At 32.8% G+C, this 13,325-nt stretch carries 11 protein-coding genes; 5 read left to right on the top strand and 6 right to left on the bottom strand.

What is annotated here, in order from left to right; all coding sequences use genetic code 11:
- Positions 1-218: 218 nt before the first annotated feature.
- Positions 219-839, top strand: coding sequence for a lipoyl(octanoyl) transferase LipB (gene lipB, locus A9G40_RS03010; protein ID WP_065581838.1), 621 nt, complete (start codon positions 219-221; stop codon positions 837-839).
- A 10-nt stretch (positions 840-849) separates the two neighbouring features.
- Positions 850-1,809 carry a lipoyl synthase gene (gene lipA / locus A9G40_RS03005; RefSeq protein ID WP_065581837.1) on the top strand — a complete coding sequence of 320 codons (960 nt, stop codon included), beginning with the start codon at positions 850-852 and terminating at the stop codon, positions 1,807-1,809.
- A gap of 35 nt (positions 1,810-1,844) precedes the next feature.
- On the opposite strand, the gene A9G40_RS03000 is transcribed toward lipA, so the two are convergent.
- Positions 1,845-3,617 (bottom strand): DUF3413 domain-containing protein, encoded by a 1,773-nt coding sequence (locus A9G40_RS03000; RefSeq protein ID WP_065581836.1) that lies wholly within the window; start codon positions 3,615-3,617, stop codon positions 1,845-1,847.
- Between the two features lie 309 nt (positions 3,618-3,926).
- Here A9G40_RS03000 and A9G40_RS02995 point away from each other — a divergent pair, with 309 nt between their 5' ends.
- The 3 genes from A9G40_RS02995 to A9G40_RS02985 all read left to right on the top strand — a co-directional run bounded on the left by A9G40_RS02995 (position 3,927) and on the right by A9G40_RS02985 (position 6,932).
- Entirely contained in the window at positions 3,927-5,579 is a 1,653-nt protein-coding gene (locus tag A9G40_RS02995) for an AAA family ATPase (protein ID WP_065581862.1), read from the top strand.
- A 114-nt stretch (positions 5,580-5,693) separates the two neighbouring features.
- The gene (gene fabA, locus A9G40_RS02990) at positions 5,694-6,215 is read left to right on the top strand and encodes a bifunctional 3-hydroxydecanoyl-ACP dehydratase/trans-2-decenoyl-ACP isomerase (RefSeq protein ID WP_065581835.1); all 522 of its coding nucleotides are present in this window, start codon (positions 5,694-5,696) and stop codon (positions 6,213-6,215) included.
- Between the two features lie 237 nt (positions 6,216-6,452).
- Positions 6,453-6,932: a thermonuclease family protein gene (locus A9G40_RS02985; RefSeq protein ID WP_065581861.1), complete on the top strand. Its 480-nt coding sequence runs from the start codon at positions 6,453-6,455 to the stop codon at positions 6,930-6,932.
- Between the two features lie 20 nt (positions 6,933-6,952).
- Here the strand turns inward: A9G40_RS02985 and A9G40_RS02980 are convergent, their stop codons facing one another.
- The 5 genes from A9G40_RS02980 to A9G40_RS02960 all read right to left on the bottom strand — a co-directional run bounded on the left by A9G40_RS02980 (position 6,953) and on the right by A9G40_RS02960 (position 13,010).
- Positions 6,953-7,231 carry a DUF5339 domain-containing protein gene (locus A9G40_RS02980; RefSeq protein ID WP_065581834.1) on the bottom strand — a complete coding sequence of 93 codons (279 nt, stop codon included), beginning with the start codon at positions 7,229-7,231 and terminating at the stop codon, positions 6,953-6,955.
- 167 nt (positions 7,232-7,398) lie between these two features.
- Positions 7,399-7,608 carry a transcription antiterminator/RNA stability regulator CspE gene (cspE, locus tag A9G40_RS02975; protein ID WP_034909833.1) on the bottom strand — a complete coding sequence of 70 codons (210 nt, stop codon included), beginning with the start codon at positions 7,606-7,608 and terminating at the stop codon, positions 7,399-7,401.
- 577 nt (positions 7,609-8,185) lie between these two features.
- Complete coding sequence (locus A9G40_RS02970) at positions 8,186-9,871, bottom strand: hypothetical protein (protein WP_065581833.1); 1,686 nt, start codon at positions 9,869-9,871, stop codon at positions 8,186-8,188.
- A 586-nt stretch (positions 9,872-10,457) separates the two neighbouring features.
- On the bottom strand, positions 10,458-11,267 hold the full coding sequence (gene proC / locus A9G40_RS02965) for a pyrroline-5-carboxylate reductase (RefSeq protein WP_065581832.1): 810 nt from the start codon (positions 11,265-11,267) through the stop codon (positions 10,458-10,460).
- Positions 11,268-11,609: 342 nt separating this feature from the next.
- Positions 11,610-13,010 (bottom strand): hypothetical protein, encoded by a 1,401-nt coding sequence (locus tag A9G40_RS02960; RefSeq protein WP_141675176.1) that lies wholly within the window; start codon positions 13,008-13,010, stop codon positions 11,610-11,612.
- Positions 13,011-13,325: the final 315 nt, after the last annotated feature.

The raw sequence follows: 13,325 nt of genomic DNA, 5'->3' as shown, positions 1-13,325 counted from the left end.
AGAATGTTAATTCCTATCAAATTAATCAACTATTCCAATACTAATAATAAAATAAATGTTATTTATCTGATAAATAACTAAATTTTACTTAATAATAAATTTAAATATTATTCCTAGCAGCTATACTGAGAATAACTACAAGTTGTCAAATTATTATGAAATCTGTTATATACTTGTAAAAATTTCGATAATATTACTTGAAGACAATAGAAAAAACTATGATCATTAATAATGTCATAATCAAAGACTTAAAAATTAAACCATATGTGTATACCTATCAAGCTATGCATGACTTTACAAAACAACGTAATGAGCATTCTCTTGATGAAATCTGGTTAGTCGAGCATGAACCCATATTTACCCAAGGTAAAGTTGGTAAAGCAGAACATTTATTAAATCGGACAAATATCCCAGTTATTCAGACCGATCGCGGTGGTCAAATTACTTACCATGCTCCAGGTCAACAAATCATGTATATTTTATTTGATTTAAAAAGACTTAAGATAGGTATCCGAGATATAGTTAGTTATTTAGAAAATAGTGTCATTCAAACATTACTCCATTATGGTATTATAGCTCATGCAAAGTCTAATGCACCGGGAGTATATATTAACGAAAAAAAAATTTGTTCACTTGGTTTGCATATCAGTCGTGGCTGCACTTTACATGGGCTTGCATTCAATGTTGATATGGATCTTTCCCCTTTTAATAACATTAACCCTTGTGGCTACGCCGGATTACAAATGACGCAACTAAAAGAATATGTGTCTCAAATTAATCATAAAGAGATAAAACAACTATTAACTAATAATTTTATTAAGCAGTTACCTCAAAAATAAGATACCAATTATGCAAAATAATGAAATAACACTCAGAAGCTCAAAATATCGTGATGCTGACAAAACACGCTTAATCCCAACAATCACATTAGAAGATGCAACGCCACTTAAAAAACCTGAATGGATGCGAATTAAGCTATCTGCTCACTCTGATAATATTGCACATATCAAAAACACCATGCGCAAACATGGATTGCATTCAGTCTGTGAAGAAGCCTCTTGCCCTAACTTAGCTGAATGCTTTAACCATGGTACAGCTACTTTTATGATTTTGGGCGATATTTGTACCCGCCGTTGCCCATTTTGTGATGTAGCTCATGGTAGACCATTACCACCAGACAGTAAAGAACCAATTAAGCTAGCGCAAACCATTCAAGAAATGAAATTACGCTATGTTGTTATTACCTCGGTTGATAGGGATGATTTAAAAGATGGTGGAGCTAGCCATTTTGCTAATTGTACTCGAGAAATTAGAGCATTAAACCCAAATATAAAAGTTGAAACACTCACACCTGACTTTCGTGGCTGTATTAATGAAGCAATTGAAGTGTTAAGCAATAACCCACCTGATGTGTTTAATCATAACTTAGAAAATATCCCACGTTTATATAAAAAGATCCGTCCTGGTGCTAACTATGAAGGATCCCTCAAATTACTGGCTAGGTTTAAAGAGCGGCATCCAGAAATTCCAACAAAATCGGGGTTGATGGTTGGACTAGGTGAAACAAACAAAGAGTTAATTCAAGTATTAAAGGATTTACGTAGTCATGGTGTGACTATGTTAACGCTGGGCCAATATTTACAACCGAGTAAATATCATTTACCAGTTGAACGTTATGTGTCACCACAAGAATTTGAAGAATTGAAGCAAACAGCATTAAATATGGGATTTACCCATGCTGCTTGCGGGCCTTTTGTGCGTTCGTCTTATCATGCCGATTTACAAGCAATGGGCAAAGAGGTGAAGTAATTCACCTCTTTTTATTATTCTATTCAAAAGCTAAATCAATTATCCACGACCATAAAACGGCGATTTTCAGTGACGATTTGCAAAAAGATTGGTAAGCTAATTTTTTCTTCTTTTTGCAACTTACCATTAATATCATAAATTTTAGAACGACCAAAAGCATCTAAAACAACCGTTTTATCATCATAAAGTGCAGCTATAGTATTTTCATCACCAGCAACTAGCCATTGTCTAGGCTTTCGAGTAAATAAGTTTTTACCTTGACTATATTGTTGAGGTGGCGTAGTAACATAAAATACCTCTTGCATTAATGTAAGCATAATATCAGTTTGCGAAGTTGCTTCTGTTATTTGAGCACTTTCTTTATTCGGCCATGATATAATCAATGGTACTTTTAATGATTCCCTCTTAAAGCCACTACTTGTATTGCGTGATGCTACTTTCTTCACCTCGTCAATTTTAATATCATTCGTACCAGTAATAATAATCACCGTATCATTGTAAGCATTCGATAATCTTAAATAAGCAATTAAGGATTCAATATACTGATCTAACTTTTTAGCTTCTGATTGAAGATCAGATATCGCAATTTTTTTGTTTTTATCACCTAACGAATATTGGATGATAGAAAATAAAGGTGCATGATTATCAAGATGATTCTGTTCTTCATGCCATGCTCTCCAATTTTCGGTTATTTGTTTATTGGATTGTTTTTTAGGCTCTGGTATTGAAAAATTAGATAATAATGCAGAACGATATAAAGGTTCAGCAAAACCGTCTGCTGAAAACAGACCTAAATTATAGCGCTGTTTAGTCACAACCTCGAACAATACTGAAGGTTTATGTCCAACTAAAATACTATTATAGTAGTTAGGATCTAATCCGTAAAATAATGAAAAGTCATTCAAATATGACTGATTACTTGCACCATAATGATTTGTAAAGGTAATATTATCTTGAGCAAATGCATTCAACCTAGGCATATGTTTAGTTAATAAATTTGTATTCCACCCATCAATAACAATCATAAGCACATTATTTTTTATCGGTTGTTTATCATAAACAAGGCGTCCTAATGGGTATTCAATTGCCATCGCAAAAGGATTGCCTTCTTGAGCAACACGATCGCGATAACCGTTTTCTTTTATAAAGCCATATCGTTCAAGAAAATGGCGAGCAGTTAAAGGATAAGAAAGCGGAAGGCTTGAGCGTTGCATGGTAATAGGTCGATAAAAATTAGCATCAGCCCAGCTATGGATCAAATGTGAGGCAACGAAGCAAATAATAAAAAAAATCACTACTGGTTTTGCATAGCATTTGCGTTTATTTAAGCTACGTAGTTTTTTCCAGCTCCATAATGAAAATAAAATCTCAATCAATAAAACAAAGGGAATGGCAATAAATACCGTACTTAAATAAGAAACTTTTTGCGATGAGAATAATTGCCAAATCGACAAATTAAGATGCATTCTAAAATGCGAAAAAACTTCAATATCAATAATCAGTAACGAAATACCGACTGTTGCAAAGATCGTTGCAATAATCCTTTGCCATCGAGACGAATGAATAAAAAAACTTAACGGAAAAAGTAGAACTAAATAAGCAACAAAGGTCAAATAACTGAAATGGCCAATAGCACTAATGATTGCATAAAACCGTCCCATAAAAGTACGAGGCCAATCAGCAATAAGTAAATATTGACTACCAAGCAAAATTACAACAAAAATATTAAACAACGTAAACCAATGCCCCCAGCTAACAATTTGTGAGGCACGATCGTCTTTGAAGTAAGTATTTTTGATTTTGAGCATGTTTAGTCGTTGATAATGGTGATAGTGAAGCTAAATAAACAATAAATTTTGACTTAGTTTACCTGATTTTGAAAAATCTTTCTGTAAATTTTTTATTTGTTAGCATAAAGATTTTGGTAAGCTGTTGGCGATACTTCGGATACTTGTTATAATTTCAAGATGAAATAAGCTAACAAAAAGACAATAATTTTGGCCATTACACAACTCAACGCACAACAAATCCAACCTGATTTATCTTATTTTTCTAAACGCAAAAACACGACGAATACTTCAACAGTATTAGCATCAGAAAAATCAGAACATTTACTCATGTGGCAACCTCGCGCTGCATCTGCTTTATCCCTGTTATGCTCCCCAAAAAGAGAATGTTATAGCCCACGTTTTATATTGCTTAAAGCACCTGAAAGTGAGCTTCTTTTTGATTTACTAAGGCAAGCCATTAAATGTGATTTATCACCAGCCCCGCTCGGTTATAGTTATTTTTTTAGCGAAAGTAAAATTACACTAACCAAAGCGAAAAGCAAGCAAGATAATTTTGCAGCTCAAGACAATTGTTTATTTGCCTCTTCTGTTGATACTGAAAAACTTTTTGGTTGTGTTAGACAACCTGAACATGGTCCAATTAAATTACAAGCAGGCCTTGTTCATCGTGCTAATGGTGGCGTTTTAATTTTAGGTCTTCGCTCGTTACTTAGCCAACCATCGCTATGGACAAAGCTAAAGCAAATGGTCATAAAACAAGAATTTGAGTGGAGTTCATCTGACGAATCTCATCCTCTACCCTTATCTATTCCGCCTATGCCACTTGATTTACGTATTATTTTAGTCGGGGATAGATTAAGTTTAGCAGAATTACAAGATTTCGAACCTGAATTTTATTCAACATCTATTTACACTGAATTTGAAAATGAATTACAGATTAAATCATCTGAACAACTTGAACACTGGGTTAAATACTTAAAATTTATTGCCCATAAACAGCAATTACCTGATATTGATACCTCGGCTATAGCAAAAATTTACAAAGTAGCAACTCGCTATACTGGTGACCAATATTACCTCCCCTTGTCTGTTGATTGGGTTAATTCATTATTAGTCAATGCAACTTACTTTATGCAAAATAATGTAATAGATGAATCAGCGATTACAACTGCGATAAAGAAAAAGTCATGGCACGAAGATTATTTGCAAGATAGAGTGCATGATGAAATCTTTAGTAATCAAATAATGATTAATACGAAAGATCAAGTCGTTGGACAAATAAATGGTTTATCGGTAATTGAATATCCTGGACATCCAAAAGCGATTGGTGAACCGACACGTTTAAGTTGCCTTATTCATTTTGGCGATGGTGAACTCATTGATATTGAACGCAAAACAGAATTAGCTGGTAATATTCATTCAAAAGGAATGATGATAATGCAGGCCTTTATCATGTCTGAGTTTGCATTTAATCACCAATTACCTTTTTCGACTTCTTTGGTTTTTGAACAATCATATAGTGAAATTGATGGTGATAGTGCTTCACTTGCCGGACTTTGTGCAATCATTAGCGCTTTATCTCAGCAACCTATCGATCAGCAATTGGCTGTAACCGGTTCAGTGGATCAATTTGGTCATGTTCAAGCAATTGGTGGTGTTAACGAAAAAATTGAAGGATTTTTTGCCGTTTGTCAGCATCAAGGCTTAACAGGTCAACAAGGAGTGATCATACCAGCTACCAATCAACGCCATCTAAGTTTAAGTGATAAAGTCATTGAAGCTATTGAACAAGAGAAGTTTTCAATATGGACAGTTGAACATATTGCCGATGCTCTTTATTTGCTTACAGGTATTCCGTATAAAGATAAAAGTAATATCAATCTTTACCAATTAATTCACGCACGTATGCAGGCAGCATTATTACAAGACAAAAAACAAGATAGTTGGCTAACTAAATGGCAAAAATATTGCAAAAAGTAACAATACCCAATAAACTTTAGCCCAAAATTTTATTCATTATGGAATAAATAAGAACTAGGTAACTTTCAATTTTTTTAAGCATGTTTTAATTTATATTAAATAAAAGGTTTTTTTATGACATTTGAACGTAAATCATCGTACGATAAAGCAGATTTAATTAAATCAGGAAATAATGAACTATTTGGCCATGATGGTCCTCCATTACCATCTGATTTAATGTTAATGATGGATCGTGTTATCGAGATGAATGAAAACGGTGGTAATTTTGGTAAAGGTTTTGTCGAGGCGGAACTTGATATTAATCCTGATTTATGGTTTTTTAAATGTCATTTTAAAAACGATCCAGTTATGCCTGGCTGCCTAGGACTTGATGCTATGTGGCAATTAGTGGGATTTTATTTAGGCTGGATTGGCGGTAAAGGTAAAGGACGAGCTTTAGGTGTTGGTGAAGTAAAATTCACCGGACAAGTATTACCAACAAATAAAAAAGTGACTTATAAAATCCATTTTAAACGCGTAATTAACCGTAAATTAATTATGGGTATTGGTGATGGTGAAGTTTTTGTTGATGGAAAATTAATTTACCAAGCATCTGATTTAAAAGTAGGTTTATTCCAAGATACCAATACTTTTTAATTTAAAAGTCTCCCTACCTCAATCAGCCATACACAATATAAGTGTGGCTGAATATAATGCTATTTTCTTATTAAAAATAATTTATCATTGCTAAGTTAGATTTTGCTTATCATAGTGTAAACACATAAGCAGTCATGAAATAAACGACTAACTATCAAGTAAAAATATCATCACAATGTCATAAGTTTCAATAATCAATGTATAATGCTACAAATAATTATACCTTTTTTATTTATCATGAATTGTTTAAAACACTTATTGATTTTTATTATTTTGTTTTGTTTATCAAATACACTAGCTTATGCCGATTTCAGTGGTAAAGTTGTCAGAGTGATTGATGGAGACACAGTAGATATTTTGACGGTAAAAAAGCAAAAAATTCGTGTTCGATTACTTGATATTGATGCGCCAGAAAGAGGGCAAGCCTTTGGTGATGCATCACGAGAACATTTAGCCTCACTCATTGCGGGTAAAAATGTTTTTGTTAAAGAAAATAAAAAAGATATCTATAAAAGAACTTTAGGTACTATCTTTTTTAATAAGGTGAATATCAATGCCAAAATGGTAGAAAGTGGTTATGCTTGGGCTTATCGTTATAAAGGGATCGCTGACAACAAGATAATGGTAAAATTAGAGGAAAATGCAAAACAAAACAAAAAAGGGCTATGGAAAGATAAATATCCAATAGCCCCTTGGGATTTTCGTCATAATCAATGATAAATTGGCTTATAAAACACTTATTTTTTAATTAAAATTGCATCAATTTGTTTAAGTAAATTGATGCCTTGTTTACAAGCTGATTCTTGTTCAGTTTCTGGCATTGAAGGAATTTGTTGTTTAGCGTTTTCTAAATTTTGTTTTATCATATTGGTTTGTTGCTTTGTTGCAGTATTTTCAGGGATAGCTTTCACTATACTGTCAACTTTATCAAAATAAGCATTACATGATTGAGATGAATCAGCCATAGCAACCGACGAAAGACCTAATAATGCAATAGATAATACTAACTTTTTCATTATTTTCTTTGTATCATATGTTTATTCATGACCTCATTAAAAATGAGAATAATCTATGTTATAAAATAGCTAATTAATGATAAAGGATTTAAGGCGGGAAGTCTAATAACTAAACATCTTACCAGTAAATGTTTACTGATAAGATAATAAAAGATAAGGCGTAAATCTTAGATAATGGTTACATCTGCTGCCGCAGGGCCACGAGGACTGTCTTGAATTGAGAATTCTACTTGTTGACCTTCGCCTAACGTTTTGAATCCATCACCAGAAATTGCCGAAAAATGTACAAATACATCTTTACTACCATCAGCAGGTGAAATAAAACCAAAACCTTTACTTTCGTTGAACCACTTAACTTGACCAGTTTTCTTAGACATAATAATCTTCCTATAAATAAATTAATCTTAGCCACTAAGGCTATATTCAAAAACATAAAACCTAGATTACTCATTAACACTAAGAAGAAGATACTGAAGAAAACTAATCTTTAAGACATAGTAAACTACAAACTACATATATCGAAATGTTACAAAATAAATCCGCATGTCGTATGCTTGGGTCTATTTACTCATAATTAGTTTACTAATGCAAGCAATCTTTTAAAAGATTTATTAGTCACTCACAAATAAAACAATCAATAATTGCTAATCCAATCACATAACATTATAAATTTAAAGCTTATTTTCTTAATAATCCATATTTAACAGAGCCATCAATTAACTCATTAATAAATATTAACCAAAAAGCTAGAATCTTTCCAGTTGCACTAACAACGATACCAATTAAATTTTAGCACAATCTCGGTTTTAACAATAAAACTCAGTAATGTTTGTAAAATAATTAATTCTTTATCAGTAATTTCTGTATTTGATGCGACCAACTATTTAGCAGAAGATAGAGACTTTTCCTGCTAAATAGTTACAATTAAATGTATGTTCAAAACATAAATACCAATTAAGGAGTAACGCAGGCTACTCTATAATCTTGATCCGAATGATCTCTATCACCAACACCACCAGTATTGGCCTCTACAACATAATTATAGTGCCAACGATTTTGATCATCTGAAGTCCAATAAATGGCTCTAGAATCTCCCCAAGCGGGATCGCCAACACGAAAATATTCCCAATCACTGTCTTTATAGTAAAGCTGTGTCATACGCCCCCATTCACTAAATAATCCCCCCATCCAATAACCATTCGCTTTATAACTAATTTTTCTTAGATAAAACGGTTCAACTATACCTATTTGCCAGTTGACTCTACTGGCCCTTCCATTAGTAAAATCAAGTACTTTTGTTATCCGATACCCACCACCATTAAAATTATTACAAAATGCTACTGCATTTTGATACCCACCTGCACCACCACCTTTTTTAGCTATATACCAACGCTCAAGCTTAAAACTATATAATGGTTGATTATTTGCATCTCGCCAATAAAATGTCGAAGGTGTAAAAGCTCCGGGATTTTCTAAACTTGGACCCGTTAAGGTAATTTTGACTAAACCAGTAGGAGAACTATTTTCCCTATGTAATTTGAGCGTTACTCCTCCTTTGGAAATTGTATCACCATTCGTATTAATAAATTCTTGTGCTTTCATTCCTGCAACACTCAAGTAAAAAAATAAATTATGAGAGCCTGTGGTTGGAAAGTTTGCCCCAGGATTCGCTGGATTATAAGCATAAAATCCTCTGTACTTATTCCATTCGCCATTACCTGCGTTAATAGATGAAATCGCACCATTATAAGGGATTTTACCCGAGTGAAAATCAAACTCTAAATTTGGTTTTGCGTAACAAAACTTAGGTTTATCTACCTTTGGATAAAGGAAATAGGTATGTTTTCCTCCCGTAAAATGACCTCCTTGAGATGGTATGCCATATTCTGTTTCAATACTCATATCCCCAACTTCTAACGTCAATTTATAAGGTGCATCACACCCATTGAGTAAGCTATTGGCATTGTGCTTCACATAATCAGTAATATCTTGCCCTTCTATATTTTCCCATTTTATTTTTAATTTACTCGAATTGACACGATGAAATGTATCGCCATCATCATCCTTCCAATAATCATTGTCATCAATGACTTTATCTGCCAATACCTCTGGATAATTTTCATGAGGCACTAATGTCTTGATATCTGAAAAAGTGGCTGAAAGTTTATCTAATACTAATGGTTTTTCCATACTTGAGCTATCATTTGATACAGTAACAATTTTGTTTCCAGGCAATGTTACTGATAATAAGGGACTAACTGAATCTGCATGAGTCGCACCGCCATCAAAGGTTAAATAGGGCGAACTACCATGGATCTTTTTTACCGTCACAGCGGATAATGCTGACATAGCATTATTCGATATCATTAATCCAAATAATGCCCAAATTGCTTGGGAAATATAACGTTTAATCTGTGAATTGGGTGATATTATGCACAAACAAGCTTGATGACAAACAAATTGTATAAAAACTTTAAAAAACAGCGGTATATGTAAAGTTATTTTTTTTAGTTGTTCAAATTGTGTGCTGTGTGCTGTGTGCTGTGTGCTGTGTGCTGTGTGCTGTGTGCTGTGTGCTGTGTGCTGTGTGCTGTGTGCTGTGTGCTGTGTGCTGTGTGCTGTGTGCTGTTCTTTCTTCATTATATCATTTCCTATCTCATTTTTCAAAAATTTCCCACTTGCTTTTGTCTTTATAAAATTAAATTAACAAGCTTAGTAACTAATAATTTATTAATTACTCTTTCTTAATTCACTTTTAATATATTTTATTTTTAGAGCCTGAAATAAATAGCTAATAACTAGCATAAATAATGCATTAGATTATAAACATAAAAACGTATCGCTTTAAAGTAAATAAACTTATTTTTTGTTAAGATTTGTAAATTTAGCTTTTTTATTTATGAATTATATTGATAGAGTTAAATTTATAGCTGATAATCGAAAATTAAAAGTCTGTAATATTTTGTTAAATATTTTCGCACATCAACAATATAATAACTAGTATTAATTTACTAGTTATTATTTTACCTATTCAAATCATCAAGTATTTGTTGCCATTTTTTAAATTAATATTGTTCATAGCTAAAGAAAGATGTTTTATTCACTCTTCATTAAACACTTTTTCTATATTGCTCACGCCCAACAATGATTAATATTTAATCATATTTTTTGTTTTGCAATGCCATTAAAATTACTTAATAAATATAAAATATAGATAATTTTATATTTACTTTTCCGCAAGATATTTAGATTTATTAACCGTTGCTTCCACAGCATCAATCACAGCTGACCGAAAGCCTTTAGCTTCAAGCATTTGCACTCCCTCAATTGTAGTGCCAGCAGGTGAGCAGACCATATCTTTTAATTCACCTGGATGTTTACCTGTTTCTAATAATAGTTTTGCCGATCCTAAAACTGCTTGGGCAGCAAACTTGTAAGCTTGTTTTCTTGATAATCCGCTTTTAACCGCGCCATCAGCTAGTGCTTCAATAAACATAAACACAAAAGCGGGGGAAGATCCACTTGCACCAATAACTGCGTCAATTAAATCTTCAGGAACAACTTCTGTTTCACCAATACAATTTAATAATTGTTGAACAGCAGATAATTCTTCATCCGTAATTTCGGTATTGGGAGTAATTGAACACATTGCGGCATTAACAAGTGCTGGTGTGTTTGGCATAACTCGTATAATTTTTTGCTCATAACCTACACATTTAGCAATTGTTTTAATGGTAACACCTGCCGCAATTGAAATAACGATGGTATTTTTCTTTAACTCTTTTTGAATATCAACAAGTACATCAACAATCACATTAGGTTTAACCGCAATAAAAACTATATCGGCCTCACGAGCAACATCTCTTGCTGAATCGAGATTATTGACTGAATAAGTTTGATTAAGAACTTGACCTTTTTCCGGATGATGATCATAAACATAAATTTGTGTTCCTGGCACAATATTACTACCCAAAATACCTTGCAATATGGCATTTCCCATGTTACCTAAACCAATAAAACCAATTTTTTTTTCCATTTATTTATCACCTTTTAATATCAATGCTTTTTCACAATTATAGAATATTTTTTTGATACAAAACTCACTTTATAACAATATAGTTTATTGTTAACTATATTCATAAGTATTTTTAAATCTAAAACTAATTTCTATTAAAGTGTGTGATCAATAGTTGTTAAACATTTTACTTTTTAAATAAGAAAAGTAGCATTTGCTGGCGTATTGTCTAAAAACTAATTAGCAATCAGATTAGTTCTTAGTTTACATCTGTATGAACTCTATTGATTATCTAGACAAAAATTGGGTTCTTTACTTGCCTAAATAATCATGATTAGATCTGTTTTAGATGATAACTACAAATTAAGGAGTAACGCAGGCTACTCTATAATCTTGATCTGAATGCCCTCTATCACCAACAAGCCCATTATTAGCCTCTACAACAAAATTAGTGCCCTTGTATTTTTGATCTGATGTCCAATAATATGCACGGTTAGTTGCATCCTTCCACTCCGGATCACCTACTTGAAAAAACTCCCAATCACTGTCTTTGTAGTAAATTTGAGTCATACGCCCCCATTCGCTAAGTAATCCTCCCATCCAATAACCATTTTCTTTATAACTAATTTTTCGTAAATAAGTTTCGTCTATTATACCATTTTGCCAATCAACACTTCCTGCTCGATTTGAATTAGAAAAGTCCAGCACTTTAATTACACGATACCCGCCACCATTAAAATTATTACAAAACGTTACAGCATTTTGATAACCGCCTGCACCGCCTTTTTTAGCTACATACCAACGCTCTAATCTAAAACTATACAATGGGCCATTGTTTTTATCGTGTAAATAAAATGTTGAAGGAATAAAGGAACCAGGGTTATTCTCCTTAGGGCCCATTAAGGTAATTTTGACTAACCCTGTCGGTAGCGTATTTTCAGCATTTAACGCTAATGTTACCCCTCCCTTCGAAATTGTTCGACCATTCTTATTCACAATATCTTGTGCTTTCATTCCTGCAACACTCAAGTAAAAAAATAAATTATGAGATCCTGTGGTTGGAAAATTTGCTCCAGAATTCGCTGGATTATAAGCATAAAACCCCCTATGCTTATTCCACTCGCCATTTCCTGCGTTAATAGAAGAAATCGCGCCGTCATAAGGGAGTTCGCTAGAATGAAGATCAAACTCTAAATTCGGTTTTGCGTAACAAAACTTAGGTTTATCAATTTTAGGATAAATATAATAGGTATGTTTCCCACCTGTAAATTTACCACTTTTTGATGGTATACCATATTGAGTCACTATTTCAATATCATCTAATTTTAAGGTCAGTTTATAAGGCGCATCACACCCATTCAATACGCTATTTGAGTTGTTTTTTACATAACTAGTTATATCTTGACCTTCCAAATTTTGCCAGTTAATAGTTAATTTACTTGTGCTTGTGTGATTAAGCTTATCGCCATCATCATCTTGCCAATAACCATTATTATCAATAACTTCATCGGTTAATATATTTGGATAGTTTTTAAATGGTACCAATGTTTTTATATCAGCAAAAGTAGCAGATTTTTTATCTAATATTATCGGACTTTCCATACTTGATTCATCTTCTAATGCATTAATAACTTTATTATCAGGCAGCGTAATTGACAATAATGGAGAAACAGAATCAGCATGCGAACGTCCACCATCAAAAGTTAAGTATGGCGCACTACCATAAATCTCTTTTGTTGTTACAGCAGATAAAATTGACGCCACGTTATTAGATATTATTAAACCGAATAGCGCCATCATAATTTTGAAAACATTATGTCTAATATTTAAAAGAATATGTATTAACTCAAGAATATTACCATATGCTTTAGTTATTTTTATTAAAAATACAGGTTTTATTTGTTGTGCAAAATTTAAAAATATTATTAGGTGTGTATTATGATAAGGAAAGCACTGGAAAACCTTAAAAAATGATGAAATCCATAATGGTAGTGTTAACTTTCGGCATTGTTCAAATGTGTGTGCCTGTGTGCCTGTGTGCCTGTGTGCCTGTGTGCCTGTGTGCCTGTGTGCCTGTGT

This window comes from Gilliamella sp. Nev3-1 (assembly GCF_001690435.1).
Taxonomy (GTDB): domain Bacteria; phylum Pseudomonadota; class Gammaproteobacteria; order Enterobacterales; family Orbaceae; genus Gilliamella; species Gilliamella apicola_C.
The sequence above is the reverse complement of the archived record's forward strand: the minus strand, read 5'-3'. Positions and strand labels throughout refer to the sequence as shown.